Source organism: Streptomyces sp. NPDC001709, from assembly GCF_053596375.1.
In genome coordinates this window covers 1-26,217 of sequence record NZ_JBSFGB010000054.1, presented here as the reverse complement: position 1 = coordinate 26,217, position 26,217 = coordinate 1, and the positions used below count along the sequence as shown (strand labels likewise).

The 26,217-nt window shown below is 68.5% G+C and carries 22 protein-coding genes and 2 pseudogenes; 13 read left to right on the top strand and 11 right to left on the bottom strand.

All coding sequences use genetic code 11. The annotated features are described in order from the left end of the window. The 4 genes from ACWC0C_RS43035 to ACWC0C_RS43020 are packed head-to-tail and all read right to left on the bottom strand — an operon-like array spanning nt 1 to nt 3,342. Entirely contained in the window at nt 1-180 is a 180-nt protein-coding gene (locus ACWC0C_RS43035) for a lysine biosynthesis protein LysW (RefSeq protein ID WP_450870221.1), read from the bottom strand. Beyond that, nucleotides 177-1,214, bottom strand: a complete 1,038-nt coding sequence (locus ACWC0C_RS43030; RefSeq protein WP_450870219.1) for a transketolase family protein — start codon at nt 1,212-1,214, stop codon at nt 177-179. The genes ACWC0C_RS43035 and ACWC0C_RS43030 overlap by 4 nt, the downstream gene beginning before the upstream one ends. Then, nucleotides 1,211-2,062 carry a transketolase gene (locus tag ACWC0C_RS43025; RefSeq protein ID WP_450870217.1) on the bottom strand — a complete coding sequence of 284 codons (852 nt, stop codon included), beginning with the start codon at nt 2,060-2,062 and terminating at the stop codon, nt 1,211-1,213. Before ACWC0C_RS43025 ends, ACWC0C_RS43030 begins: the two co-directional genes overlap by 4 nt. After that, nucleotides 2,059-3,342 (bottom strand): DegT/DnrJ/EryC1/StrS family aminotransferase, encoded by a 1,284-nt coding sequence (locus ACWC0C_RS43020; RefSeq protein ID WP_450870215.1) that lies wholly within the window; start codon nt 3,340-3,342, stop codon nt 2,059-2,061. The genes ACWC0C_RS43025 and ACWC0C_RS43020 overlap by 4 nt, the downstream gene beginning before the upstream one ends. A gap of 372 nt (nt 3,343-3,714) precedes the next feature. On the opposite strand from ACWC0C_RS43020, the gene ACWC0C_RS43015 reads away from it, so the two are divergent. The 4 genes and pseudogenes from ACWC0C_RS43015 to ACWC0C_RS43000 form a co-directional block, all read left to right on the top strand. Further along, nucleotides 3,715-4,800 (top strand): GNAT family N-acetyltransferase, encoded by a 1,086-nt coding sequence (locus ACWC0C_RS43015; RefSeq protein WP_450870213.1) that lies wholly within the window; start codon nt 3,715-3,717, stop codon nt 4,798-4,800. 73 nt (nt 4,801-4,873) lie between these two features. Then, nucleotides 4,874-6,064, top strand: coding sequence for an MFS transporter (locus ACWC0C_RS43010; protein WP_450870212.1), 1,191 nt, complete (start codon nt 4,874-4,876; stop codon nt 6,062-6,064). Between the two features lie 340 nt (nt 6,065-6,404). After that, on the top strand, nt 6,405-7,349 hold the full coding sequence (locus ACWC0C_RS43005) for a GNAT family N-acetyltransferase (protein WP_450870210.1): 945 nt from the start codon (nt 6,405-6,407) through the stop codon (nt 7,347-7,349). 47 nt (nt 7,350-7,396) lie between these two features. Next, nucleotides 7,397-7,534 (top strand): annotated as a pseudogene (locus tag ACWC0C_RS43000) (N-acyl homoserine lactonase family protein); the annotation flags it as partial. Nucleotides 7,535-7,853: 319 nt separating this feature from the next. On the opposite strand, the gene ACWC0C_RS42995 reads toward ACWC0C_RS43000, so the two are convergent. Further along, complete coding sequence (locus ACWC0C_RS42995; protein WP_450870209.1) at nt 7,854-12,269, bottom strand: nSTAND1 domain-containing NTPase; 4,416 nt, start codon at nt 12,267-12,269, stop codon at nt 7,854-7,856. A gap of 3 nt (nt 12,270-12,272) precedes the next feature. Further along, entirely contained in the window at nt 12,273-12,584 is a 312-nt protein-coding gene (locus ACWC0C_RS42990; RefSeq protein ID WP_450870208.1) for a CU044_2847 family protein, read from the bottom strand. A gap of 157 nt (nt 12,585-12,741) precedes the next feature. On the opposite strand from ACWC0C_RS42990, the gene ACWC0C_RS42985 reads away from it, so the two are divergent. The 3 genes from ACWC0C_RS42985 (at nt 12,742) to ACWC0C_RS42975 (ending at nt 16,672) form a co-directional block, all read left to right on the top strand. After that, nucleotides 12,742-13,389 (top strand): hypothetical protein, encoded by a 648-nt coding sequence (locus ACWC0C_RS42985; RefSeq protein ID WP_450870206.1) that lies wholly within the window; start codon nt 12,742-12,744, stop codon nt 13,387-13,389. Between the two features lie 44 nt (nt 13,390-13,433). Next, entirely contained in the window at nt 13,434-14,969 is a 1,536-nt protein-coding gene (locus tag ACWC0C_RS42980) for an ISKra4 family transposase (protein WP_450870205.1), read from the top strand. A gap of 83 nt (nt 14,970-15,052) precedes the next feature. Continuing rightward, nucleotides 15,053-16,672, top strand: coding sequence for an ISL3 family transposase (locus ACWC0C_RS42975; protein WP_450870204.1), 1,620 nt, complete (start codon nt 15,053-15,055; stop codon nt 16,670-16,672). Between the two features lie 80 nt (nt 16,673-16,752). Here the strand turns inward: ACWC0C_RS42975 and ACWC0C_RS42970 are convergent, their stop codons facing one another. The 4 genes and pseudogenes from ACWC0C_RS42970 to ACWC0C_RS42955 all read right to left on the bottom strand — a co-directional run. Further along, nucleotides 16,753-17,007, bottom strand: coding sequence for a hypothetical protein (locus ACWC0C_RS42970; protein ID WP_450870203.1), 255 nt, complete (start codon nt 17,005-17,007; stop codon nt 16,753-16,755). A 468-nt stretch (nt 17,008-17,475) separates the two neighbouring features. Then, on the bottom strand, nt 17,476-17,955 hold the full coding sequence (locus ACWC0C_RS42965; protein ID WP_450870201.1) for an ISL3 family transposase: 480 nt from the start codon (nt 17,953-17,955) through the stop codon (nt 17,476-17,478). Between the two features lie 144 nt (nt 17,956-18,099). Then, complete coding sequence (locus tag ACWC0C_RS42960) at nt 18,100-18,645, bottom strand: ISL3 family transposase (RefSeq protein ID WP_450870200.1); 546 nt, start codon at nt 18,643-18,645, stop codon at nt 18,100-18,102. 233 nt (nt 18,646-18,878) lie between these two features. Continuing rightward, a pseudogene (locus tag ACWC0C_RS42955) lies at nt 18,879-18,983 on the bottom strand (hypothetical protein); the annotation flags it as partial. Nucleotides 18,984-19,546: 563 nt separating this feature from the next. On the opposite strand from ACWC0C_RS42955, the gene ACWC0C_RS42950 reads away from it, so the two are divergent. From ACWC0C_RS42950 to ACWC0C_RS42940, 3 genes are all read left to right on the top strand, one after another. After that, nucleotides 19,547-20,152: a relaxase domain-containing protein gene (locus tag ACWC0C_RS42950; RefSeq protein ID WP_450870198.1), complete on the top strand. Its 606-nt coding sequence runs from the start codon at nt 19,547-19,549 to the stop codon at nt 20,150-20,152. Beyond that, the gene (mobF, locus tag ACWC0C_RS42945; protein ID WP_450870196.1) at nt 20,056-21,228 is read left to right on the top strand and encodes a MobF family relaxase; all 1,173 of its coding nucleotides are present in this window, start codon (nt 20,056-20,058) and stop codon (nt 21,226-21,228) included. The genes ACWC0C_RS42950 and mobF overlap by 97 nt, the downstream gene beginning before the upstream one ends. An 818-nt stretch (nt 21,229-22,046) precedes the next feature. After that, the gene (locus ACWC0C_RS42940) at nt 22,047-23,282 is read left to right on the top strand and encodes a PP2C family protein-serine/threonine phosphatase (protein ID WP_450870194.1); all 1,236 of its coding nucleotides are present in this window, start codon (nt 22,047-22,049) and stop codon (nt 23,280-23,282) included. A gap of 561 nt (nt 23,283-23,843) precedes the next feature. Here ACWC0C_RS42940 and ACWC0C_RS42935 read toward each other — a convergent pair. After that, on the bottom strand, nt 23,844-24,443 hold the full coding sequence (locus tag ACWC0C_RS42935; protein WP_450870192.1) for a TetR/AcrR family transcriptional regulator: 600 nt from the start codon (nt 24,441-24,443) through the stop codon (nt 23,844-23,846). A 188-nt stretch (nt 24,444-24,631) separates the two neighbouring features. Here ACWC0C_RS42935 and ACWC0C_RS42930 point away from each other — a divergent pair, with 188 nt between their 5' ends. Genes ACWC0C_RS42930 through ACWC0C_RS42920 form a run of 3 tightly spaced genes read left to right on the top strand, consistent with a single transcriptional unit; the run spans nt 24,632 to nt 26,020 of the window. After that, nucleotides 24,632-25,186, top strand: coding sequence for an ATP-binding protein (locus ACWC0C_RS42930; RefSeq protein WP_450870191.1), 555 nt, complete (start codon nt 24,632-24,634; stop codon nt 25,184-25,186). 5 nt (nt 25,187-25,191) lie between these two features. Beyond that, nucleotides 25,192-25,737 (top strand): RCC1 domain-containing protein, encoded by a 546-nt coding sequence (locus ACWC0C_RS42925; RefSeq protein WP_450870249.1) that lies wholly within the window; start codon nt 25,192-25,194, stop codon nt 25,735-25,737. After that, nucleotides 25,715-26,020, top strand: a complete 306-nt coding sequence (locus tag ACWC0C_RS42920) for a hypothetical protein (RefSeq protein ID WP_450870190.1) — start codon at nt 25,715-25,717, stop codon at nt 26,018-26,020. The genes ACWC0C_RS42925 and ACWC0C_RS42920 overlap by 23 nt, the downstream gene beginning before the upstream one ends. Nucleotides 26,021-26,217: the final 197 nt, after the last annotated feature.

Sequence of the window (26,217 nt, the reverse complement as noted above, 5' to 3'; positions counted from 1 at the left end):
TTACTCCCCGAAGTCTTCCTCGATCTCCGGGGCGAGCGCGAACTCGGCCGGGTCGAGGCAGATGATCTCCAACTCGACCTTGCAGGTCGGGCACACGACGATCGACGTCACGCGCATGTCCGGCGCCGTCGGTACGATCTCGTCGCACTCCGGGCAGGTGCTCGTCGTGGTGGTGGTCATGATGCACTCTCCTTTGCGGTGTTACTGTTGTGAACCGTTGTCGTGTAGGAACGGCCGCTCACGACGGCCTTGGCGGCGGTGACGATGTTCTGCGGGCTGACGCCGCCGGCGATGAGCTGGGCACGGTGGCTGCCCGGTTGGGAAGAGAAGGCGTCGCTCACGCCAATCCGCAGCACCCGGGTCGGCTCGTGCTCGGCGACGGCCTCGGCGACCGCGCCGCCCAGCCCGCCGAGCAGCACGTGGTCCTCGACGGTCACGACGCCGGCGGTGCCGCTCGCCGCCCTCACCACCGCCGTGACGTCGAGGGGCTTGATGGTGTGCATGTTCAGCACTGCGGCTGCGATGCCTTGCTCCGTGAGCTGTTCAGCCGCCTCCAGCGCAAACAGGACGGGGTAGGAGCCGGCCGCAATGATCGTCACGTCACTGCCGGTGCGCAACTCCACCGCCTCGCCGACGGTAAAGCCGGCGTCGCCGTGGTAGACCGGGGCGGTGGAGCCGCGGCCGAGCCGGATGTAGACCGGGCCGGACATATACGCCGCCGCGTTGACCATCCGCACCGTCTCGCCTGCGTCCGCTGGCGTCATCACCGTCATGTTGGGCAGCGACCGCATCACCGCGAGGTCCTGCTGGGCATGGTGGGTCGGGCCGAGGTGGCCCGCGGACAAGCCGGAATGCGTGGCGACGATACGTACCGGCAGCCTGTGGTAAGCGATATCGATCTTGACTTGTTCCAGGGCTCGGGCCGAGGCGAACGCGGCCATGGTGTTGATGAAGGGCAGGATGCCTGTGCTGGCGAGCGCGGCTCCGACGGACATCAGGTTGGCCTCGGCAATACCAAGGTCCACGTACTGTTCCGGCAGTACGGCCTCGAACTGCTTCTCCAGCCCGCCCATGTCCGAGTCAAGGCACCAGATCCGGCTGTCCGCTCGCGCCAGTTTCAGCAGTGTGGCGCGGTAAGCGGCCCGGTCGGAGCCGTCCTGTCGGTTGTCGACGGTTCGCCGCGCCGAGCTCTGCGCCCGCAGGGTATCGCTCATGGCTCGCCTCGCAGGGAGGCGAGTGCCCGCTCGTACGCTGCCTCACCGAGCTTGGCGAAGTGGCTTTGCTTGCGGTGCTCCAGATGGCGCACGCCGCGTCCCTTGACCGTGTCGGCGATCAGTACGGTCGGGCGCCCCGGAACCGGGGCGGACCGCAATGCTGGCACCAGTTCGGCGAAATCGTGGCCGTTCACCTGGGACACATGCCAGCCGAAGGCCCGCCACTTGTCGGCGAGGGGCTCCAGCCGCATCCGGTCCTCGGTCAGACCACTGATCTGCAGACGGTTGCGGTCCACCACGGCGGTGAGGTTGTCCAGCTCCAGGTGTGTGGCCGCCATGGCCGCCTCCCAGACCGACCCCTCTTGCAGTTCGCCATCGCCCACCAGGGTGAAGACCCGATTGGGGCATCCGGCCCGGCGGGCGGCCAGAGCCAGCCCAGTGGCCAGCGACAGACCGTGGCCCAGCGACCCGGTCGCGAACTCCACGCCTGGCACCGCGGGTGTGGGGTGCGCCATCAGCCGCCCGGTGGAGCACCCGTAGGTGCCCAGCTCGGAGGTGGGCAGGAACCCCCGCTCGGCGAGCGTCGCGTACAATGCCGCACTGGCATGCCCCTTGCTGAGCACGAAGTGGTCGCGCCTCGCCCAGCCCGGCTCGTCCGGGCGCACCCGCAGGACCGCGAAATAGAGGGCCACGAGGATGTCGGCCGCCGACAGGGATCCGCCCACGTGCGTGCCGATCGCCCCGGCCCCGATCCTGAGCACGTGCTCCCGGACCGCCATCGCCCGGCACCGCAGGTCGTCCCAATCCACGTCCTTGCCCGTGGCCGCCTCGTCGATCTGGACGCTCATGTCGGCACACCGGCCTTCTGCCGGTACCCCTTGGCGGCGGCCCAGGGCGGCTCGTAGTCGAGGGCCCGGGCGAAGCGGGCGATGACGTCGAGGCCCCCCCAGACCCGTTCGAAGGCGGTCGCGTACTCGTCCAGAGCAGGACCGGCGTCGGGGTTCAGGTGCATGCGCCGCAGGCAGAGGGAGTCCTCGATGACCTGGCAGGTCACCGGGTAGTCAGCTAGATCGTAGCGCTGCGGATTGGTTCCCGGCAGCGACCACGGATAGCCCTGGCCGTAGGCGTTCTGCTCCTGGAACACCGGCTGACCGGGCAGCGGAATGATCTGATAGTGCGTCAGCGGCACGCCCTCCGCGAGCAGCGCCCGGCGCAGCGCCTGGCGGAAACGCCCCGGTGTGACCCCGTCCAGGCCCGCCGCCTGCGGGTCGAAGCGGAAGCGCAGCATGTGCCACATGTGGGTGCGGTCAGTCGGGACGGGCGGGACGACGATGCCCGGCAGCGCCGCAAGCCGCGACAGGAAGACGGGGATGTTCTGGTCGCGGCAGACCTGGTAGTCCCAAAATCTGGCGAGCTGAGCCCTGGTGAAGGCGGCCAGCACCGAGCTGAGCTTGAGGTTCGAGCCGCGGGTGGCGGACACGTACAGCCGTTCCTCCGTGCTGAGGTCCTCGCCGAGGACACGTAGGCTCCGGCAGCGCTCGGCGACGCTCTCGTCGTCCGTGACTATCAGTCCACCCTCGCCGCAAGTCGGGATGCTCTTCTCGACGTTGAGGCTGAACACCGCGGCAGCTCCCATGGAGCCTGCGGTCTCACCGTGGTACTTCCCGCCCTGCGCCTGCACGGCGTCCTCAATCACCAGCAGGCTGTACTTGCGGGCCAGGGCCCGGATCTCGTCCATGTCGGCGGGCAGACCGCCGAGGTGGACCGGGATGATTGCCCGGGTGCGGTTTGTGATCTTCGCTTCGATCTGCTTCACGTCGATGTTGAACGTGACCGGGTCGATGTCCACGAAGACAGGAATCGCCAACTGGTACAGCGGCGCCATGGCGGTCGCCACGTAGCTGAGCGCCGGGACGATCACCTCGTCGCCGGGCTGGAGGCCCAGGGCGGTCAGCGCCAGCTCCAGCGCCACCGTGCCGCTGTTGACAGCGATCGCGTAACGGGTGTCGCAGAACTCGGCCCATTCCCTCTCAAGCCCGCTGATCTCCTGTTCGCTCTTCGCGCCGACCGTGAACTTGCGGCTGTCCAGGGCGCGCAGGACGGCGTTTTTGTCCGACTGCGTCACCACCGGCCACTCCAGTCGCCGGTGTTCCGGACGAACCACGGGCTTGCTACCAAACATTGCCAGCTGCGCCTTCATGTCTCTCCCTTGTGAGGCGAACAGGCCTCGCCTGTTCCGTTTCGCCGATACGTGAAGAGCCGTCCACGATGCCGTGGGCCCTGGCTCTGCGCTGGACAGTACGGTTCGCCGCTCTTGTCGCGTTCTCACGGTGATATGCGGCCGCCCGATTCCCAGGGCGAGCGCTCCGGGGCAGGGCGGTGCCACCGAAAGACGGGACCGGGGCGGCGCGAGTCGGGATCAGCCTGAGACCACCGCGAGAGAAGCCGTTCCTACGGTGTCCCAGTCTCGACTCGATGGCCCAAGCAGGAGGTGTGCGGGGTGGCTATCACACGAACCGGACAGTGCGTGGTGACCGCGTCCGACTGGCGGCTGTCCGACGAGGTGCCGGAGTGGGTGGTCGCCAGCTGCCTCTACGACTCCGCGGGCTGGCTGCGCGCCTGGGAGAGGATCGGCGTCGAGAAGCGCGCGAGGCATGCCTACGTGCACACCAGCCCGGCGGAGTCTGACGGGGCGTCGGCTCTCCCGCTATACGCCGTGCACGAATCCCCGTTCTGGGACGGATACGAGCGGCAGGTCGGCCTCGCGGGCCGGTTCGGCAAACCGATGATCTTCGCTGGCTCCCCGTACTTCATGTACGGCAAGCGCGGGCACGTGCCCGCCGCGTTGGTCCGGGGCGCGTACGCCACCGCGATGGAATGGATCGAGTCGGGACCGGCCGAGGTGCTCGTTGTACCCAATCTCACCGCGGAAGGCGTGGCCGACTGGCTGGCGGTGGCCGGGCCTCCGGTCGGCCGCACACTACTCGAACGAACCTACAGCTGTGACCTCTTCGGTGACTTCGACGACCACATGTACCGCGTCACCAACAAGATCAGGCGGGATGTGCAGAGGCGGCTGCGCCGGGCCGACGAGCGCGGCCTGCGGGTCCGGATGGTTGAGGGGCCGGAGGCGCACACGCTGGTGCCCGCCGCGTTCCGGCTGACCGTCGACACCAGCAACAAGAATGACTGGCCGGCCCTGTTCGACGAGGACGCGCTGCAGGGCATGCTGCGGGTGCCCGGAGCCATGATGGCCGCCGCGGAGGTGGACGACCGGCTGGTTGGGGCCTTCTTCGCGTTCCGGCGTGGGTCGGAAGTGACCTTCATGTGCGGCGGTGTTGACTACGCCACGCTCCACGACCTGAGCACCTATGTGGCGCTCATGTACCGCAGCACAGAGTGGGCGTACGGGCACGGCATGAGCCGCATCGAGTGGGGCCGCGACAACTACCGCTTCAAGGAGCGGCACGCTCTAACCGGTACCGACCTGTGGGCCCTGGTCTACGCCCCCGAGCGCCGCCCGGACCTCGAACCGGCGCTCGCCCACATGAACCAGGTGCTGTCCGCCTACATCAGGGGAGACTGAGATGGGACCAGGTCGGTGTCGTGCCGCGCTGCTTCTGGCAGCCATCGTCAGTGTTAACGCGTCGTACACGGTGATGATTCCGTTCGTCCCGGACCTGGAGCACCGGGTCGGGGCCGGGCCGGTCGTCGTCGCGCTGACCTTCGCACTGTTCGCGGGGGCCAAGGCGCTCGCCCAGCCGGTCGGCGGATGGTGGGTCGACAGATGGCGGGCGGACCGCGTTGCGATGCTGTCCATGCTCACCGCCGCGGTCGGCATCCTTCTCACGGCCCTGGCCCGGGACAGTCTGACTCTGCTGGCCGCCCGGGTGTGCTGGGGGATTGGTGAGGGATTGGTGTCCCCGGCTCTCTACGCCGGCATGGCAGCGCTGTGCCGACGGCACGAGATCCCCACCAGCCGGATGATGGGGAACTTCGGGTCGGCCTCGGTGGCCGGGCTCCTCCTCGGGCCGCTGGTCGCCGGAGTGGCCGTGCCGGCCGGCTTGACGGGGCTGTTCTTTGCGGGGGCCGCAGTGACCGCGGCGACGGCTCTCGGACTCGCACTGGCCATTCCCGGGCAGGAGACCGGGGGGCCCTGGGAAGAAGCGGATTCCGTCCCCGAGGCGGATGCCTCCGCGGCGGGGCCCGCACCGGTCCGGTGGTGGGTGTGGGCACTTCTGCTCGGCGGGCTGGACATGTTCACCTTCCTGGTGTACTCGGCGCTCGAACCAGTTCTGCCGGTCTACCTCAGTACCGGAGCGCACACGTCGGCACGAACGGCGATCTCGGCGGTCTTCGTCGCCGGACTGGCCGTCTCGGGCCTGGCGATGTGGTTGCTGGGCCGGTACACGCCGCCGCTGCGGACCCTGGCGGCGATCGGGCTGGGTCTCACGGCCGTCGGCCTGTGTGCTATGGCCGCCAGCGCCCACTTCGTGGCCGTCGGAGGAAGCTTCATGGTCTACATGTTCGGTTATGCGATGCTCTTCCTCAGCGCGCGGCGCGGGATTGTCGAGCTAAAGGCTGCCACGGCGAACGACGGCAAGGCCTTTGGCCTGTTCGGCCTGGTCTCGGACATCGGCAACGTCCTCGGCCCAGTCATCGGCGTCGCCCTCTACGAGGTAACCGACCAGCTGCCGTTCCTCGTGCTGGGCGCCGTGAGCGGTCTGGCGCTGCTGGCCCTCGCCGTTGTGGGCCGGCGCCGGGGCACGCTGCCCGCAGCGCTCCGGCGGAGCGCGGCACGGCGGCGCGGGCGGCCGAGGCAGCACAAGACGCCGGCAAGACGGCAGTGATACCAGCCGCTGTCACAGTGGGGCCGGACAGCCGATGACGTCCGAACTAGTCCGACGACAACCACCGAGGGCAGGGAGGATCAGCCATGACCTTCACGTATCAACTCTGTGAGGCAACTGTCGGGTTCTTGTGCGTCAACCTGCGGACACGCCACGGTGGCCCGGATACACCAGCTGCAGGTTGCCGCCAGGTCCCGATCCGGCATCGCGTTCGTGTGAGGACAGCGTCCGAGTGACGGGGCCGGTGTGATCGCGGCACGGCGGCGCCATGCCCGGCGTGCCGAACGAAACCGAGACACGCGGGGCTCCGTCCCGAGCCCCGTACCACCAGGAGGCAGGGATGGTTGTCGAGACCACGTACGGACTGACCACGGCACTGGTGATGGCCGACGAGGCCCTGGATACGGACTGGGCGTCCCGGCGGGACGAGTTCGACCTGGTCCGCGTCGTCGACCCCGAGCCGAACTGCCGACCGCAACTGCGGCGGGCCGGGTTCGCCGTCCATCCGGCCTGGGTCACCTGGATCGCTCCGGCTGGCCCTTCCGAGAAGGCCTTTCTCGACGGGCTCTCCGGGAAGGAGCGCCGGAGCGTCCGGGCCGGCATGCGGTTCGTGGACGAACAGGGCATCCGCATGAAGGCGGTCGTGCCACTGGATCCGGACACCTACGACGCCTTCCTGGGACTGTACGAACGCCAGATCAGCACCATGCGCCACGGTGTGCCCTTCGCGCGCTACGACCGGGACGACGTCCTTGCGCACGCCGACGAGTACTTCGCCGTTCAGGCCCTCGCGGACGACACGCTCGTAGGCTGCTGCGTGTGCCGCGTTCGCAAGGACGTGTCCGCGGTGGTGATCCGGTTCGCAGCCACCGCCCCGGACAGTCGGCAGCACTGCGTCGTACGAGTCATGTACATGCAAGCGTTTCAGGTTGCCCGTGAACTAGGCTGGCGGGACATCTCACTGGGCACCGATCCGGCACTGTACGGCCACATAGCCAAGCCCGGCCTGTTCAGCTTCAAGACGAAGCTGTGCTTCACTCCGACCCCGGCACGGTTCTTCGGAACGATGGACGACCCCGACGAGGCCACTCGAGTGCTCCGCCTGGACGCGCTGAGCGAACCATCCCTGCTGCTGCGCTACCACCTGCCCGCGGATGACGGCTCCGTGCTGATCGCCGAAGGGACCCCGCTCGGCCTCGATGTGCTGACTACGGAGCCGGACCCTGACCTCGGGCCGTACCAGGCACCCTTCGTCCAGGACGTCGGTGTGCGACTGGTCGGGTGATACGGCATCCCGGTCGGCGTCTTCGCGCGACGTGTTCCTGCGGCAATGCAGGCCGCCAGCTGGCCCGCCAAGCGGCACTCCACGGCGCGGAGCAGCCGCTTCCCGCCTACCCGCACTGGCTGGAGCGACTCGCCGACTTCGACCCACGACGCGTTCTCTTCGCTCACGATTGCTCGGTCCGGGAACTGTCGCAGAGCACCTTAGGACAGGCCAGACCACTCCAAGCCGCATCGCCCGAACGCGCGCCGGCGGCGTTCGCCATCAACGCCCGCGAACATCGGCTGTCCCTGCTGAAGTGGTGTTCAGACTCGTCGACAAGTGGTGTCCGTTTCCAGGCTCTGGTCCACTTCTTGGGCTATGTCTCTGATGGGTGCGGCTCTTCCTCAGTGAGCTGGTGATGCCGTGAGTCGTTGCCGTTCATACCGGACGGCGGATCGTCGTGTCCTCTGAGGGAGCCTGGCCCGCTCTGTCCGGGTCGCGCCGCAGGCTCAGGGCCGCGTCAGGTCAGCGGCACGTCTTCGCATACGGCTGGCTCAGCATGAACTTTGTCCAGCTGTTCTTGCCGAGTCCGGTCCCGGCCATCGTGCAGGCCTGCGCGTCCGGTGCGCGACGCAGGTCAGCTAGGGCGCCTGTGTTCCATAGCCGTACGTTTCCGTCGGCGCCGGTCGTCAGGAGCTCGCGGCCATCCGTGGTGAAGACCAATGCGGTCACCCTGCCGTGATATGCCCTCTCGGGCTCGCTGAGGCGCAGGGGGCCGTCGCCGCTCGGTGCCCAGATGAGCACGGTTCCGTCGGCGGCCCCTGTGGCGATCGTCGAGCCGTCGGGAGAGTAAGCGATCGCTGTGACCTCTCCTTGGTGCCCGCTGACTGGGAGGTTCTGGTTGTAAAGGTGCCCCGCCCTCCACCCACTGATGTCCCAGAGGGCCAGTGTCCCATCCCGGCCTCCGACTGCCAGGACATGACCGCGCGGGGAGAAAGCGACGGTGGAGCCGGTGCTTCCGGGGCCGGTGAGCATCGACCCGCCGCTGCCCGGGCGTGGCCCGACCTCGCCGTCGAAGACCCACAGTTCGACTTGGTAGCTCATGTCTGCTGTCGGGATGTAGGGCCAGTCGCGGGGCCCTACGCGTGCCAGGGTCCCTGTGAGCGGGTCGACGTCGACCCGGGGGGCGAGGGGGGTGAACCACATTGCCCAAAAAGAGCTCGGGACTTGGGCTGCGGTGGTCCAGCCGATCGATTCAAGGGCATCGGCTGCCTCCAGGGTTTTTCCGTCACTACTGAACCGCAGGAGGGTGACCGGTCTGTTGAACGGAGCCACGGCCCGGACCCGTGCCGGCCTTGCCACGGTGCTCACTTTCCATAGTTCGATCGCGCCCCGCTCGCCTCCAACGGCCAGGACGCGGCCGTCCGGGCGGTAGGCCAGAGCGGTGACCCGGCCGCGGAAACCGGGGCGCAGTGTGCTGGTACGGAAGGGGTGGTCCGCGTCGGTGATGTCCGTGAAAGCCAGGGTTCCGTCGGGGCGGGCCGTCACGGCTGTGTGCCCGTCCGGGCTTATGGCAAGGCCGAAGGGCGATGCGGTCGTCAACAGGGTCTTGCCGAGCGGCGCGGGCCAGGCAGGGTGGCGCAGGTTCCATACGACGGTGTAGTCGTTGTCGAACGGCCCTTGGTGGCACTCGTAGTCCAAAACAAATCCGCACCCTGCGTGCGCCTCTGCCGGGCTGTAGCCGATCACCAGGTGGGTGCCGTCGGGGGTGTAGCGGACCTCAACCACGCCGCCGTTCTGCGGAGCCGGGAAGTGGTCGGTGCGGCGGGGCCGGGCGCGGTCACCGAGGTCCCACAAGGTGATCGCGCCGTTCTCGTCGGCCGTGGCGAGGCTCGTACCTCCGGGGCCGAAGGCGGCTGCGTCCCCGGGCAGGGGCGTGCCGAGTCTGACCGGCCGGTCCGTGCGGGTAATGTCCCACAGCACCACAGCCCCTCGCGCGACAGCCGCCAGAGTGTGTCCGTCTGGGCTGAAGGCCACGCTGCCAGCGTCATAGAAGGATGGGCCGTCGCTTCGCCGGGGAAGGTTCGGCATACGCAGTGTCGCAATTGGGTGCCAGTGGGTACCGGTGTCCCACAAAGTCAGGGTGCGCTCGGACGTGGTTGCCACAAGCCGTCCGTCTGGCGAGAACGCCCTGACGACTGGGGGGTCGGAATCATCCGAGGGTATCCGGAAGAGCGGCCCGCTTCGGCGGGGGTGAGAAGGATCGGTGACATCCCAGACCGTCACGGTCTGGTCCTGGTGTTCGACTACTACGTGCCGGTCGTCCTCGCTGAGTAGGGCGTTGCGGATATTTCTGTCAAACTTGGTGCTCGTGGGCACGAGGCGGGCCTTTCCTGCGAGCCTCCACAGCCGGATGCCGGATCCGTCGATGGCGATGAGCAGGTGCCCCACGTAACTGACGTCGGCTTCGGACGGGGGAAAGCCGGACAGGACTCGCGTCTTCGGAGCGGTAGCTCCGGGCGCCAGGTCCCGTGTCGCGATCTGGAGTCGCGTGGGAGGGTTATTGCGGGTGATGAGCCTGCTGCCTCCACGGGCAACGAGCAGGCTGCCTCCGCGGGTGAAGCCTAAGGGCCTTCCCGGCAGGCTCGTATCAAGCCGAGTCGTGGTCATGGTGTTCACGAGCGACGCCCGTACGCTCGGTTCAGGGTCGGTGTGGTAGGCGGCGAGACCTAGTTGCAGGGCAAGCCAGGGATTGCTGGGGCGCAGTTGTTCGGCGCGCGCGGTGAGCTGCAGTGCGACGGCATGGCGCTGTTCCTGCCGCGATTCGCGTAGCGCCTGCTGTGTTCGCTCCAGTTGTATCTGCCGGGAGATTGCCAGCGTGGTCACAGTAATCAGTGCAAGTGATAGGGCGACAGCTGTGACGGATCTGAGCATCACGCGCCACTTCCGGCTCCGGCGGACGAACTCCGCGATGTCGGAGTTGGGGCGCAGGTGACCCTCTGCCTGCCATTTCATGCCGTGGTCGAGGTCACTGCCGTGCAGGAGGTCGCTGCGTTTGCGCTGTCGCTTCCACAGGGCCTGTTGGTGGGCGGCACGGTGACGCCAGGAGTTGAACTCCTCGTACTGATCCACCCACGTACTGAGATCGTCCCAGCCGGTCAGGAGATAGTCGTGGATGAGTTCTGCGTAGGCGCCCTCCGGTTCACCGGCGTGGTTGGAATTGCGTCCGTTGGGGTCGTGTCCTCGGGTGACAACCAGGCGCTCGGCGGCGAGTACGGCCAGGATCTCGTCCATATTGGCGCGGCCCGCCAGCGTGCGTAGTTCGTCGAGGGGTAGCTTGTCGCGGACATCGGGGATGCGCCGGGAGTCGTCGCGGCGCACCATTGCCGCCAGCATCCGCTGGGCTGCTCCTTGTTGGTGCCTGTCGGGCAGCTTCTTCATGGCCTTGCGCCCCCACGCGTTGAGGCTCTCGGCGATGCCGTTGGTGCCGTACGCCTCCTGGACCAGCCGGTCATCCCTGCGCATGTCCCAGAGGTGGCTGAGAGTGATCTCCAGCAGAGGAAGCAGGTGCGTGGCCGACCGGCCGTTGGCTGCGGCCAGTACGTCGTCAGCTATTCGGATAGGGAGGTCGGCGGGTTCCCATGTGACTCCTGCCGCCGCAGCTGGTTCGGTGATGATGGCATGGAGATCATTTCGGGTCAGTATGGACGGCACGTACCACGGGTCGCCGACCTGGCCGAGCAGGCCTCCGGCCACATTCTCCAGGCGGGGCATGAAGTCGCTGCGCATGATCATGACGATGGTGGCCGACACGCCGGACCTGAGGAGTCTTGTCAGCTGGTCCACCGCTGAGCGAGCATGCGGAGACAGGCCGGCCTGCGGACCAGCCGCAGCGAGGATTTCCTCGAACTGGTCGATGAACAGGACGAGACGGTCGCGGTCGCCCAGCGCTGAAAGCCGTTCCTGCACCGCCGTCGCAATGTCAGCGCTCGCGCCGGGAAAGAGGCTCGGTTGGTCCAGTGCTTCCGCCAGGTTCTGCCCGGGATGCTCCAGATACAGGGGCACCCATCGCCCGCCGCCCGGCTGCAGCTGTGATTCCAGTCGTTTCAGTACGCCAGCACGGACCAGCGAGGACTTGCCGGAACCGGACGGGCCGACCATCAGAAGGCCGTGCGTGCGGTTCGAGGTGAGTTTCTCCACTGCCTCTTCGACTGCCTTGCCCCGGCCGTGGAACCACCGGGCATCCAGCTCGGTGAACGGCTCAAGACCGAGGTACGGGCGCATGCCCGCACCCGGGCTCACCGCTGGCCACACCGTGCGCAGTGTCTCGGTGGGCACCGCCTGGGCCGTGTTCTGCCCCCGGTCGTAGCCATCGGGGACGGAGATCGACCGGACCATCCCGATGACCAGACCGCTTCGGTTGTCCACCAGGGGCGCGCCGCTGAAGCCCACGGTCAGGCTGTTGGCGTTATCCAGGTCCAGCACGGGATAGTCGGACGATCCCGACTTCACCCCCAGGGCACGGGCCTGCCCTCTGTTCCCTCTGTTCTTGCCGTCCTCGCCCTCATCGCCGTATGGGGGAAATCCGAAGGTGCTGAGTCTGTGACCAGAGCAGCCGTCGGCTGTGCCGAGCGGCAGTGGTACTGCCTGTAGCGGCAGTTCGGTCAGCCGGATGACCGCGACGTCCTGGTCCTGCGGATCCGTCCACCCGGTCGGCAGGACCTTTCCCTGCACTCGAGGGCTTCCTTCAAGCTGGGGAAAGACCAGCCACAGCTGGTCGCGGGGGCCATACCCGGCCTTCTCCACCACGTGTGAGCAGGTCAGCAGCACTTTTTCGGAGCGGGGACCGGCCAGGAAGCCAGCGCCTGCGACCGAACCGTCAGAGGAGAGGATCTGCGCTACGGCGCCCTGCAGAGCGGACGGCGGCGGCTTGGCGGTCACCTCTCACCCCGCCGCGTCGCCCGAGGCTGCGGCCCAGGTCATGGTGACCTTCAGATGACAGCTCGTCTCGCTCCGGGCGATCACCGCCCCTGCTTCCGCGGCCAGGTCAACCCCGAACTCCACCGTCACATTGTCCGGACGGGCCCGGCGCAGCTGCTCCAGCACCGTACGGGCCGCGTCCGCGACAGGGTCCAGCACGTCGTGCAGCGTCTGCGGCAAGTCCCGCATCCTGTCTGCGACCCGACCGGCCATCACCGGCCCCCGGTCCGTCGCACCGGCCTCGACGAGGATAGACGCCCCATCTCCCAACGACATGCGCGCAACGCTCTGCATCTCTTGGCCTCCCCCTATATCCCGACATGGCTGTGAATCCCGGATACGGCGGATACGTTAGCCGACGGGGTCTCTGCCTGACCGGCGATCGGGGATGGGTGTGGATTCTTCTGTAGTGAGGTGGTGATGTCGTGCGCCGTTGCCGTTCGTGGTCGAACGGCGGATCGTCGTGTGCCAGGACGTGGTCGTGGAGGCGGCGATGGCGTCGTGGTTGGAGGAGCTTGATCGGCGGGAGGCTGCCGCGCGGGAGGAGATCGCCGAACTGCGGGGCCGGATCGAGGAGTTGCTCAGGCGTCTGGCTGAGCAGGAGGAGGTGTTGTCCCGGCTGCAGATCACGCGGGAGACGATGACCGAGATCTTGTCCGGCGAGGAGGCGGTCTCGGTTGCCGGAGCGGAAGCGGGCGCGTTCGAGGCGGAGATGGAGGAGCACCCGTCCCTGGCGGGATCGCCGGTGGGGGTGCGACTGGTGCCGCAGTGGACGCCCGGGCTGGCCGTGGGGGTGCTGCCGAGTTCGTACCAGGACATCGTCGAGGTTCTCCAGGACGCGGTGCATCCGATGCGGGCGCATCACCTGTGTGCCGCGCTGGGTCTGCCGACGGACAAGAGCAAGGTGGAAGGCTTCCGATCGAAGCTGAAACGGCTGGTCGAGCGGGGCTGGCTGGCGGAGGAGGAACCGGGGCTGTTCACGCCGTGCCAGGCCTTGGCGGCGGCCGGGGATGCGCCGGAGCAGGCGGGGTCTTCTGCCGTGCGCCGCCGCGCCGGTGTGGGGGCGGGCTCTCGTCCCTAGCGTCGAAGGTGCCACCCATCGTCCGCCCGAAGAACGAGAGCCCGATGACTGCAGGCTATGCGGCCGCCGCGACGGCTGACCCCTTTGACCGAGCCGCTTCTTTCCTCACTTGTCTCATCGATTCCCTCTCCCGTACCGAAGCTCTGCTCCTGCCCCATGAACGGGTGGAGGAAGACGCCGAAAATGGGGCGAGGGAGCTGGCCCGCCTCCTCCTGCAGGGCCACTTCGACCTGCGCTCCCGCAGGGAGGAAGCCGAGCTGTCGGCCCTCGACACAGGCGGGCGGGCCCAACTCGCCGCGGGCCGGACCCGGCTGGAGAAGGGACACCAGCGCCAACTGGCCACCGTGGTCGGGCCGGTCACCGTCACCCGGTGCGCGCTGCGCGCACCGGGCCTGCCCAACTGCTATCCGGCCGATCAGGTGCTGGGGCTGCCGCGCGAGCGGCACAGCCTGGGACTTCGGCGTCTGGTCGTGCTGGAAGCCGCCCGCGGCTCCTACGACCACGCCCTGGAGGCGATCGAGCGCCGCTGCGGAGCGCGGGCGGTGGGCAAACGCCAGGCCGAACAGCTCGTGCGGGCGGCCGCGGTGGACATCGCCGCCTTCTATGCCGCGCGCGCCCCTGCCCCGGCCGCGAGCACGACGCTGCTGGTGCTCAGCGTCGACGGCAAGGGGATCGTGATGCGCCCGGGGCATCTGCGGGAGGCCACGCGGAAGGCCGCGGAACGGGCGACGCGCACGTTCCGCACTCGGCTGTCCGCCGGGGAGAAGACCTGCCGCAAGCGGATGGCCACCCTCGCCGTCGTCCACGATGCAGATCCGGCCGTGCGCCGGCCGCACGACATCATCGCCCCGCCCGGCGGCCGCACCACCCGCCGCACTCCACGCAAGGGGCCCAAGGCCCGCGCGAAGTGGCTCACCGCCTCGGTTCAACACGACGCCGACCACGTCATCGCCGCCGCGTTCGACCAGGCAGAAGCCCGTGATCCGCAGCACCGACGGTGCTGGGTGGTACTGGTCGACGGCGCCGAACACCAGCTGGAGCTGATCCACGCGGAGGCCACCCGACGCGGCGTCACCATCCATGTCGTCCTCGACATCGTCCATGTGATCGAGAAGCTGTGGGCGGCCTCACGGTGCTTCCACGCCGCCACCGATCCGGACGCCGAGACCTGGGTCGGGGCCCAGGCCGTCCGGATCCTGGCCGGCGACGCCTTCGGCGCCGTCACCGGCATCCGCGCCCAAGCCGACCGGCTGGGCCTGTCCGCAGATCAACGGGCCGCAGCGGAACGGGCTTGCCGCTACCTGGAGTACAACGCCGCCCATCTCCACTACGACAAGGCACTCCAGGCGGGATGGCCGATCGCCAGCGGCATCGTCGAAGGAGCAGCAGGTCATCTGGTGGCTGACCGACTCGATATCACCGGCAGCCGGTGGACCGTCCCTGGAGCCGAAGCCATCCTGACCCTCCGGGCCCTCATCAGCAACGGCGACTTCCCGCAGTACTGGACCTTCCACACCCACAGAGAACGCGAACGCCTCTACTCCCAGCCCGGCCAGCGCAACAACGAACTCCTGGCCTGACCGGCGTGCTCACTCCAGAAGAGCCGCACCCGTCTCTGATTTGGGGGTGGTGACGATCAAGAGCAGGTGGGCATCATCTGGGCGTGGGGGATGTGGTTCACCTCGCCGACCTTCTTCTTCCGGGGGTTAGGGTGGCGGTAGAAGGAGTGGTTGTTGGGGACACTGAGGTCCGGCTTACTGTGCGGTCTACGGTGGGGTCGGCCGCCTGTCCGGGATGTGGGTGGAGATCCTCGCGTGTGCACTGCTACTACCAGCGGTGTCTGGCGGACCGTCCCGTCGCTGGCTGTCAGGTGCGACTCGATCTGCGGGCACGTCGTCTCGTGTGCGGTAACGGCAGCTGCGGGCGTCGGACGTTCGCCGAGCAGATCCCGGACCTGACGCGTCGTCATGCCCGTCGCACGAACGCGCTCACTGCCCTGCTCACCGACATCGCCTTGTTTCTGGGCGGACGTGCGGGAGCCGATCTGTGCGGGCGCCTGGCTGTGACCATCGGCAAGGACACTCTGCTCCGCCTGCTGCGCGCACTGCCCGTTCCGGCGCCGGAATCTGTCCCGTGTCTGGGTGTCGACGAGTTCGCCGTGCGCCGCGGCCGGACCTACGCGACGGTCCTCGTCGACATGAACACCCACCGTCCCGTCGACGTCCTCGCGGACCGCACCGCGCACACCTTCGCGGCCTGGCTGCGAGACCACCCCGAGGTGCAGATCGTTTGCCGTGACCGTGCCGGCTCCTTCCGTGACGGCGCCCACGCCGGTGCACCACAGGCCCGGCAAGTGGCCGATGCCTGGCACGTGCTGCACAACCTTGCCGAGGCTGTCGAGCGCGTCGTCGGACGACACCGCGCTGACCTGCGTGAACCCCTCACGGCCCAGCCCAAGCAGGACGGCATTCGTCCACCCGCGGGCGTCCACCTCACTGCCCTGGACGAGCTCGACGTGCACGGACGGCCGCGGCCGCTGGTCGCCCGCACCCGCGAGCGCCACCAGCAGATCCACGAACGCCTCGAACGCGGCGGCAGCCTGCGCGCCATCGCCCGGGAGCTCCGCCTCAGCCGGGGCACCGTCCTGCGCTTCGCCCGCGCCGCCGATGTCGAGCAGCTTCTCGTCGTGGCGACCCACCGCCCGAGCATGATCGACGACTACCGGCTCTACCTGCATCACCGCTGGATGGAGGGCTGCACCAACGTTGCCGCACTCACCCGGGAGATCCAGCAGCTGGGCTATCGCGGCGACGTCAACACCGTCCGCCGCCACCTGCGGCCCTATCGCACCGGGATGATCCCGGCGGATGCCCCGCTGCCCCATCTGACCGTCCGCCGGATCACCGACTGGATCATGCGCCGACCCGAGCAGCTCATCGAGACCGAGCGCAAGCGCCTCGACGAGCTGTGTGAACGCAGTCCTGCCCTGGCCACGACCACCCAGTACGCCCGGCGCTTGGCCACGATGGTGCGCGAACGTCGCAGCGAGCACCTGGCGCTCGACGTCTGGCTCGCTGATGTCCGCTTCGACGGACAGCGAGAACTCCGCACCCTGGCCGCCGGCATACGACGCGACCGAGCAGCCGTACTCGCCGCCCTGACCACCACCTTCACCTCGGGAGCGGTCGAGGGCAACGTCACCAGGATCAAGCTGCTGAAGAGACAGATGTACGGCCGGGCCAACTTCGACCTCCTGCGACGCCGAGTCCTCCTGTCACCTTGATCGACCGGCCACCACCCCCAAATCAGCGACAGAGCCAACTTCTGTGACGCGGCTACGGAGAGTCAGGTACTTGCCGGGTGTCACGCTGCTTTTGCCGATGGCGACTGCCCGCGTTGTGCCTGCCGGATGCGCTGGACAAACATGCGGGTGACAGAATTAAGGATCTTTGCATCGGCCGCAACTGGGCCATGCGTGTTGATGTTTACCCAGGCGTAAACGGAGTCCAGGCGAAGATTGATCGAGGTGCTGCAGTAGTTCTTGCCGATACAGTATGAGGCCGTGAAGACTGCATCGACGTTCGGGATCTGTGCGGACCCCAGATGGGCGGCCGCCATCTTGGACCTCATCTCGGTGTACCGGTCGATCGCCTGAGTTCGGGTGTGGAAGGATCGGACACCGAATCCAACGACGCCTTCCAGGTCAGGGGCGGTGAAACCCTGTTGTCCTGCGGCTAGAAGGCCGCCGTCATTTCGGGCAGCCCCTTGGAGGCGAGCTTTGCCAGATCTCTCCCACCCTGGAGGAACGTCGTCCAAGTCAGGTAGGACCGCCTGTACTTGTTTTTTGCCCAGGGTTTCGGCGGCTTGCGGCGAGGACCTGACAGCCTGACTCGATCTATGCTCCCCAGCATCCGTCCCGGACCCACACCCGAACAGGGACACCACCGCCCCAATCAGAAATAGACCCCGAAGTGCCCTCTTGACTCGCAACACTCTTCCCCCTCGGAGACAAGCGACCAGCCCGAAGATCATATTGGCGCCTTCAAGTGGTACTCACGCGTTCCAGCCGTGGGATCACTCTGTCCATCACGACAACAGGACACGCTTGCGTAGAAGTCCGAAGCCAGCGCGACCGTACATCTGCCGCTTGAGCATCTTGATCCGGTTGACATGGCCTTCGACAGCGCCCGAGCTCCAGTGCAGGGTGAGGCCGGCCACGACAGCGTCGCGGTCTCGATCGATGCCTGCGGCGAAGGTGTGGAGGGCTGGCAGGTCGTCCCGCCGGACTGCGCCGAGCCAGTCCGGCAGGTAATCGCCGTGACGGCCGGTGAGCATGGCCGCGAAGGAACGGACGTGCCGGGTGAGAGCGTCGAGTCCCGGGCAGTGCGTCTGGACGGCCTTGAGCTGGAGTTGCTCGGTTTCGGTGAGAGTTTCCGGGTGCCGGAGGATCCACTTGGCGACGGACCGCGACGAGGGCGGCCTGGCGGTGACCGGCCCGGGTGAGGTGCGCTTGTCGTGCAGGTAGGCGCGAACTCGCTGGTAGCTGCCCTTATAGCCGAGCGGCACGATCTCCTCCCACAGCTTCCACGCGTTGGTGCAGCCCTCGCTCCAGCGGTCGTCCAGGTGGGGCTTGTAGTCATCGAGGACCGAGGGCCTGTTCTGCCACTGGCCGGTGAACAGTTCCTCCGCCGTCGCGGCGTCGGCGAACCGTTAGACGGTGCGCCAGCTCATTCCGAGCTGTCGCTGGACCGAGCGAAGGCTGTGTCCTGCCTTCAGCAGGGCGTGGACGGCTGCATGCCGGGCTCGGGTGCGGTCGGCGAACCGGTGCCCTCGCGGCCAGGGCGAAACGGACGGGTCCTCTGACAGGACGGCCTCGGGTTCGGGTTGAGGTGCTGCTGGCGTCAGGACCCGCAGGCAGCGGCGGTGCTGGGCAACAGTCCGCTCGGCGGCCTCGCTCAGGTTGTGCCAGAGATGCCACCTGTCGGCGACCTGGACCGCCTGGGGCGCTCTGGCAGTGGCGCCTTCCGCGAAGAACGGCGCACGGTCCCGGCAGACGACCTCGACGCCGGGCCGCTGGGCGAGCCACGCGGCCAGGCTGGACGCCTCCCGGTCTGGGAGCAGATCGATTGGACGGCGGGTTTCGACGTCCACCAGGACAGTGCCGTAGTGGCGGCCCTTGCGAGTGGCGTACTCGTCGACGCCAACCACCCGCGGCGCCGGTATCTCCGGCTTGGGAAGAGCATTGACCAGGCGCAAGACGGTGCTCCGGCTGACGGACACACCGAGGGCCGCGGCCAGCCGAGCGCCGGCCCGGCCGGCCAGGGCGAGCCCGACTGCGGCCAGGGCCGAACGCAGTTCTCGGTTCGTTGGCCATACCTGCGGGTCAGGTCGGCAATCTGCTCCACGAAGGTATGGCGCGGACACATGGTGTTCCGGCACCGGAACCGCCGTACCCGGAGCTGGAGTACGACTCTTCGTCCGGCGCTCGGTACGTCAGCGGGGAGCCGCAGGTAGGAGCTGTGAAGCCCGGTCGACCAGGCCGCGCATCCCGGGCAGGCGGCCCCGGTCGAGGTGCAGCGTGCATCAACGCGCACTATCTCGATATCCACGTCCACCGACAGCACCGCGATGTCCGCGGTTGACGGGAACAACAACTCTTTCAGCCGGAGCACGACCTCTTCCACGGCTTCGAACTGTCAGCCCAGCCATCGTGACCGTGGCTCATTTTCGGGCGACTTCGAGTGCCACCCTGAGACGCCCAGCCGTCACTCACAGTCTCAACTGCACGGAAGCTGTGCCAGAGCCCGTTCTGGTGAATATCGAGGACGACCCGAACGAGTTGCCTCTCGACGACAGGTGGCCTGGCCAACTGCTTGACATGGTGCATTGAGATGCCCCCGGCGGGCCGCCAGGGGCTGATGGGTGGTCGTCCGTGTAGGGCGGTGCTTGGTCGGTGGTGCGTGTCCCGTGGTGCTCGTTGGTGTTGTTCGGGTGGTTGTCGGGATGCTGCCGGAGAGCGATGACACTGGCTCACCAGCCGGAGCCGCTTCCCGCCTGACGGGCACCTGAGAAAAAAGTTCGGCTGCTGCTCCCGCCCGGCGGGACGTCAGGCTGATCAGCCTGTTATTGCAGGTCAGGGCCGTGTGATGTGGTCTCCATGACAGTGGATATCAGGGTCATCCGGGCCGGTCAGATGTACCGCTACTACCTGCGAGAGACCGTCGTCGGCGACGGCCGCCGCCCAGCGCGCACGCCGCTGCGCGAGGCCCAGGAGCAAGCCGGTGTGCCGGCCGGGCGATGGATGGGCCGCGGCCTGGCCGCGCTCGGACTGACGCCGGGTGAGGAGGTCACCGAGCAGCAGCTGCGGAACCTCTTCGGCGAGCGGGGCCGGCACCCATACGCGGACCGGATCGAGGCCGACGGGCTCGCCAAGGGCGAGTCCCCGAAGAAGGCGTTCAAGGCCGGCGCCCTGGGACGCCAGGTGACGGTGACCGGTGTCGACTTCGTCTTCCGGCCGCAGCCGACGATCTACCTGTTGTGGGCGCTGGGGGATGAGGAGACCCGGCGGGTGATCGAGGCCGCGCACGAGCGCGCGATCGAACGGGTGCTGGAGTGGATCGAGGACGAGGTGGCGGTGATCCGGTACGGCAAGGACGGCATCTACCGGTGCGGCCGCCCGGCGGTCTGGTCGCCGCCCGCTTCCGCCACTACGAGGCACGGTCGGGAATGCCCTTGCTCCATGACCATCTGCTTGTGTCCGTGAAGGGGCAGCGTCTGGACGGGAAGTGGGGCTCGGTCCACACCACGGCGCTGCACGAGAACACCGTCGCCGCCTCCGCGCTCTACAACGAGATCGTGGCCGCTGAGGTCTGCGAGGCGCTGGGGCTGGCGACCGAGCCGCGCACCGTCACCCCGGGGCGCCGGCCGGTGATGGAGATTGCCGGGGTGCCGCACGAGCTGATCCGCTGGACCTCCCGGCGCAGCGACCAGATCGCCGCCTGCCGGGCCGAGCTAGAGCGCGAGTACGTCACCGCCGTCGACGACGACGGCGAGCCGAAGTTGCTGCCCGTGGTCTCCGAGCGGTCCCGCGCCAAGCTGAACGGGATCGCCGCGAAGATGACGCGCCCGCCGAAGCAGAAGGCCCGGCCGCTCGCCAAGCTGCGCAAGGAGTGGAAGGAGAGCGCGATCCGCACCTCCGGGGTGGCCGCTGACGTCATCAACTCCCTTCTCGAGTACGCCCGTGCCGCAGCGGCGGCGATCCGGGCCCGGGTCGCCGCGGTGGTCGACGTCGCCCTGGCGGCCGTCGACGTCACCGCGACGGTGTTCGTGATGAACGACGGCGGCCGCTTCCACCGCCGGCACCTGCTCGCCGAAGCCCGTCGCCACCTCGTCCTCGTCCTGCGCGGCCGCCGCCGCGACCCCGGCCTGGACGACCAGATCGTGGCCGCTGCCATCTCCACTCACTGCCTGGACATCAGCGAGCCGAAGACCGTGCGCGGCCTGGAGTCCGGCTACCGCCTCTACACCGCACGGTGGGCGCTGTCCGACCTCCCCGCCCGCCGCCGCCCACCAACCCCCAGGCCCGACCTGCATCGGCACCCCCCAGCCGATCCCAGCGCGCCGGCTGCGCCCCAGGCCCTGCACCAGACAGTGGGGGAGTGGGAGATACCCCGCCGCCCGCTGAGCGGTTGCCGGATCGCGTTGCGCGAACCGGGCCGGTCAGCAGCAGGTGCCGGAGTACGTGCCGGTCAACCACGATCCCGCTCCTGGCAGGGCCGAGTTCGCCGATCTTGTTCAGCTGGGCGTCCAGGGCCAGTCGCTCAACGTAGGCGTCACTGACGACCGCGTCCAGCAGCGGGTGCCAACGCTGTGGCAGACAGCTACGCAGCGCCTCGAATCCGACCGGATCCAGTACGAGCCGGTACCCCTGAAATCGTGCGGTGATCGTTGGGTCCCGCTCGTAGACGTCGACCTCGATCCCGGCGCCACGCAGGGCCTGTGCCAAGCACAGACCCCCCAGCTCGATCGGTTCGCGCCCCAGCGCTGAGCGGCGGCGTCCCGGCGCATGACGGCCCTGACGCCAGGCACGGGTCAGGGCCGTCAGCCACACGAGTACCGGCGCAGGGGCCGGAGGGAGACACCGTGTCGTCATCTCCAACGCAGCCGGCCGCCGGGAGGTCACGCCCGGCCGGAGCCGATGCTGGGCCGCTGACCTCAGCGGGTGGGGTGGCGCGGCGGCCACGCCCACGAGAGGAGCACCGCCTGACACCCGTCGGAAGGCGGCGGGGGCCGTACCGGGGGCCGGCCTGACTCCGCCGCCGGTCAGCTCCTTGGGCTGCTTCATGAGACAGGCGCAAGCCGCACCCTGTCCCAGCCGTTACCCCGTGCGGCGCATCCACCACATCCACTCCACCAGGCCCCTCGGCATGACGACACCGCGTCGAAAGACTCAGGATAGAGCGCACGTCATAGGTGAAAACGACATCTCAACCCGCCCTGGACAACGCCCACCGACAGGGTCCTGTGCCCGAGGCGGCCCCGGCGTGCGCACTGCCTGAGAGCAGGCACAACCTGGGAGCAGGGCCAGTCAGCCGGGGCAGGGCAGACAGCGTGCCACGGCCCCGCGGCGGGGCCGTGGCGGAAGGGGATGGTGAGGCATGGCGCAGATGGACTACGCGGCGCTGTTCGCCGCCACACCAAGCCCCTACCTGGTGCTTACCCCGGACCTGGTGATCGCGGAGGTCAACCGGGCCTACCTGGAAGCGACCCGGCGCGCCCGCGAGGACCTGCTCGGCCGGCACCTGTTCGACGCCTTCCCCGACAACCCCGCCGACCCCTCAGCCGACGGGGTGCGCAACCTGCACGCCTCACTGCGCCGGGTGCTGGCCAATGGCGAGCCGGAGACCATGGCCCTGCAGAAGTACGACATCCCCGTCATGGGCCGGCCCGGGGTGTTCGAGGAGCGCTGGTGGTCGCCGATCAACATCCCCGTCCTCAGCCCCGACGGGAGCGTGGCCTTCATCATCCACCGGGTGGAGGACGTCACCGCCTACGTCAAGTCCCACAGCCCCGGCCGCAGCCCGGACCGGCAGCTCTCCGAGCGCGAGGTACTGGAGGCCGAACTGTATGCGCGGGCGCGCGAGCTGCAGCGCCTGAACGAGGAACTGCGCCAAGCCCACGCGCGGGAACGCCAGGTCGCCGTCACCCTTCAGGAGGCCATGCTCTCCGCGCCCGACCTGGCCCGCCACGACGACGTCGCGGTGCGCTACCTGCCCGCCACCGGTTCACTGAACGTGTGCGGCGACTGGTACGACCTGGTCGACCTGCCCGATGGTCGCTTCGCCGCCGCCGTCGGCGACGTCACCGGCCACGGCCTTGAGGCCGCCGCCGTCATGGGCATGCTCCGCAGCGCCCTGTCCGCCGCCATCCGCGCCCTGGAACGCCCCGCCAAGGCGTTGGAAGTCGTCGGCCTGTACGCCCGCTCCGTCCACGGCGCCCTGAACACCACCGCCGTCAAAACCCTCATCGACCCCACCAGCCACCTGATCATCTACAGCAGCGCAGGCCACCCGCCCCCGATCCTGCTCCACCCCGACGGCACCTGTAACCTGCTCGACCAGGCCACCGACCCACCCCTGGCCGCGCGCATGCAGCACGTCCCCCGACCCGAAGCCGACCAGACCTACACCCCCGGCGACACCCTCGTCCTCTACACCGACGGGCTCATCGAACGCCGGGGTGAAGACATCGACACCGGCCTCGGCCGCCTCACCGGCGCCCTGGCCCGCTACTGCGCCCTCGCGCCCGAGGCCATGGCCGACGCCCTGCTCGCCCACCTCGGCGTGGCCGGTGGCGCCCGCGACGACATCGCTCTGATCATCATCCGGCTCTGAACCCGACCGCCCGCTCAGCGACCGCCCGGTGGCGGGGGTGAGCTTGTCGCGCCGGGTGCGCAGAGGGGAAACCGCTCGGGACGTGAAGGCGGTTTCCGCCCCCTCTGGCCCCGGATCGGCTGCGGCCACAGCGGGCCGTCCTCGTCGGCGCGGCGCTTCTCGGCGAGAAGCTGCGCACCACCGTCACCGCCGTTCGGGGCCGGGCATACGACGTCGTCGGGCACCAGCAGGCGGCGATGCCCGAGCAGCTGCTCGCAGCATGGGCCGCCGACTCCGAGCACGATGACCAGGAGCCGGGGGCCGATCCCGGGAGGCGGTCGATCTGACGGCGGTGCGGGCTTTGTGGGAGTCACGTCCGGACGTGGTGGCCTTCGATCTCAGGGTCGAGCGGCTGCGCCGCCTGCAGGGCCGCGTTCACGAAGGCGGCCGACGACTCCCGTGGCCGCGCGGGCCGTACGCCGACGGGGGTGATGCCGACAGAGCGCGAGGCGCGAGGGCGACCAGCAGGGGCACCGCCTGCAGGAGCCCGGGACAGCGCTGCGGCTGGGAGGCCGGCCGCTGTCACGCCGTGGTGTGCCATCCGGGTTCCAGGCTGTCGAGGAGGGCATGGAACGCCTGGTGGGCCCGGTCCCAGTGGCCGTCCGCCAGCGGGGCGATCAGCAGGCCGAGGAGGGCGTCGGTCAGAAGGGTGGCCTGTGTATGTGCTCGGTCCTGGGCCATGCCGAGGTCGCGGAAGACGGAGGTGAACAGGAGGGTCCATTCGCCGATGATGTCGCGCATGACGGGCCCGTAGCGGTTGGGGTGGAGCACGCTGGCGCTCATGATCTCGAGGTAGACAGGGAGTGCGGTGCGTACATCGGGGTCGCTGAACTGCCGCCACACCTCTTCCACGAACCGGCGCAGGTCTGCCGGGTTCGTGGGCCGGCCGACGGCCTGCAGCAGTTCGCGTGTGCGCAGGAGGGGGCGGCGCTCATAGATGTCGAGTGCCTCGGCGACCATCTGTTCCTTGGTGCCGAAGTAGTACAGGAGCATGCGGTCGCTGGTGGCCAGGGCTTTGGCCAGAGGGCGCAGGGAGAGGTCCGCGAGGCCGTTGCGCAAGACGTACTCGCGGACCCGGTTCAGAAGGTCGCGTCGTTTGGCTGGGTCCGGCGGGCGGGGCATGGTGCTCCTGGAGAGGCGAGGGCGAGACGCTGGCATGCCCGTTATTTACCTTTTTGGGCAGGTCTTTACCGTAGCACCTGCTACGCCTATATTTGAGGTGTAGCGAGTGCTACGTGCACGCCCTGGCGCACGCCAGGCAGCACCTTGACTGGCGGGCCGTCCGGACGCCGAAGAAGGGACTGATCCCCATGGCGATCCAGGCGATCGACTGCCGCAGCACCGTTCACCGCGAAGAGCGGGCCTCGCGCGGCGGTGCACCCTCCTGGTGCGCCAGGCAGTGGGCCCTGTGGTCCCGCATGCTCAGCCCGCTGCGCCCGCTGGACGCACCCCGCGCCCGAGCCACCACCTGGGACGCCTCATGGCCCTTGCAGCGGGACCCGGCCTCCGTGCGCCGAGCGCGACGGTTGGTGACCGCTCAGCTGAGCGACTGGGCCGTGGACGACCTAGCCGACACCGCCGAACTTCTGGTCAGCGAACTGACCACCAACGCACTGCGTCACACACGCGGCCCGCTCCGACTCAACCTGCGGCTGCGCGACTCCCGCCTGCTGTGCGAGGTCGAGGACACCGAGTCCTCCAGCCCTGCACGCACGGTCGCCGATCCGGATGCGGAGGGTGGCCGGGGCATCGAACTCCTCGACCTGTTGGCGGACGCCTGGGGCAGCACTCGGACGGCCACTGGCAAGACCATGTGGTTCGAGCTGCAAGCCGCGGGCCGCCCACATGGGACGCAAGCACCGTGACCACGATGACACGGGCTGCGCGGCCGGCCGACGCGCTCGGCCAGACCGCTCCCTGCAGCCAGTTCCTCACCGGTGTCGTCGCCATCGCGGCAGGCAGTCATCACGGCCTGGTTCTGCGATCCAACGGGACCGTCGTCGCCTGGGGAGCCAACATCGACGGCCAACTCGGCAACGGATCCAATACCAACAGCAACACGCCCGTCCAGGTCAGCGGACTCGGCGCAGTGACCGCCATCGCCGCAGGGAACTTCCACAGTCTGGCGGCGCTGAGCGACGGCACCCCCCGCGGCTGGGGAGGCAACAGCTCTGGCCAGCTTGGCAATGGCACAACCACCCCGAGCACCACGCCCGTACGGGTCTGTTCGTTCGGTCAGACGGCGCCCTACAGCAGTTTCCTGGATAACGTGATGGCCATCGCCGGAGGCGACACCCACAGCCTGGCCATCGTCCGCTCGTCCGCCGACCTGGCCGTTTCGAAGGGGGCAAGCCCGGAGCCGGCAAGGCGCAACCGCAATCTGACTTCTGACGGTGCACAACAACGGGCCCTCTGAGTCTGATGACGTCGTGCTCACCGATAACCTGCCCTCCACCACCAGGTTCGTGAGCGTCACTCCCAGCCAGGGCAGCTGCCAGACACCACCGGTGGGATCCGCCGGCACCGTGAGATGTCCGCTCGGCATCTTGGCGAACGGCGCGACATCCACCACGAAGATCGTGGTCACGGTCAGCGCCGCGCGAAACAGCACACTCACCAACACGGCGACCGTGACCAACAACACGTTCGACCCGAACCAGAACAACAACTCCGTGACCATCCAAACCCCGGTGCGCTGAAGGTCCAGGCACCCCGCAGCAACAGAGGCTCCGGAGCTCTCCGGAGCCTCTGGGCTGTGCAGATCGGTTTGCCATAGACGAAACAACGTTGCTACACCGCCTCTAGAGATCTTTAACGGTGCGGGTTACGTCGGGTCGTGACGGCTGCCGTGGGCCGCGCTATGCCGGGAGAATGAGGTATCCCGATGGCGGTGGAT

Bases quoted from the DNA above. Each gene is read 5' to 3' on its own strand.
- ACWC0C_RS43035 (WP_450870221.1), bottom strand. From the start codon at position 180: ATGACCACCACCACGACGAGCACCTGCCCGGAGTGCGACGAGATCGTA.
- ACWC0C_RS43030 (WP_450870219.1), bottom strand. From the start codon at position 1,214: ATGAGCGATACCCTGCGGGCGCAGAGCTCGGCGCGGCGAACCGTCGAC.
- ACWC0C_RS43025 (WP_450870217.1), bottom strand. From the start codon at position 2,062: ATGAGCGTCCAGATCGACGAGGCGGCCACGGGCAAGGACGTGGATTGG.
- ACWC0C_RS43010 (WP_450870212.1), top strand. From the start codon at position 4,874: ATGATTCCGTTCGTCCCGGACCTGGAGCACCGGGTCGGGGCCGGGCCG.
- ACWC0C_RS43005 (WP_450870210.1), top strand. From the start codon at position 6,405: ATGGTTGTCGAGACCACGTACGGACTGACCACGGCACTGGTGATGGCC.
- ACWC0C_RS42990 (WP_450870208.1), bottom strand. From the start codon at position 12,584: ATGTCGTTGGGAGATGGGGCGTCTATCCTCGTCGAGGCCGGTGCGACG.
- ACWC0C_RS42980 (WP_450870205.1), top strand. From the start codon at position 13,434: ATGACTGCAGGCTATGCGGCCGCCGCGACGGCTGACCCCTTTGACCGA.
- ACWC0C_RS42970 (WP_450870203.1), bottom strand. From the start codon at position 17,007: ATGGCGGCCGCCCATCTGGGGTCCGCACAGATCCCGAACGTCGATGCA.
- ACWC0C_RS42950 (WP_450870198.1), top strand. From the start codon at position 19,547: ATGACAGTGGATATCAGGGTCATCCGGGCCGGTCAGATGTACCGCTAC.
- ACWC0C_RS42940 (WP_450870194.1), top strand. From the start codon at position 22,047: ATGGCGCAGATGGACTACGCGGCGCTGTTCGCCGCCACACCAAGCCCC.
- ACWC0C_RS42935 (WP_450870192.1), bottom strand. From the start codon at position 24,443: ATGCCCCGCCCGCCGGACCCAGCCAAACGACGCGACCTTCTGAACCGG.
- ACWC0C_RS42930 (WP_450870191.1), top strand. From the start codon at position 24,632: ATGGCGATCCAGGCGATCGACTGCCGCAGCACCGTTCACCGCGAAGAG.
- ACWC0C_RS42925 (WP_450870249.1), top strand. From the start codon at position 25,192: ATGACACGGGCTGCGCGGCCGGCCGACGCGCTCGGCCAGACCGCTCCC.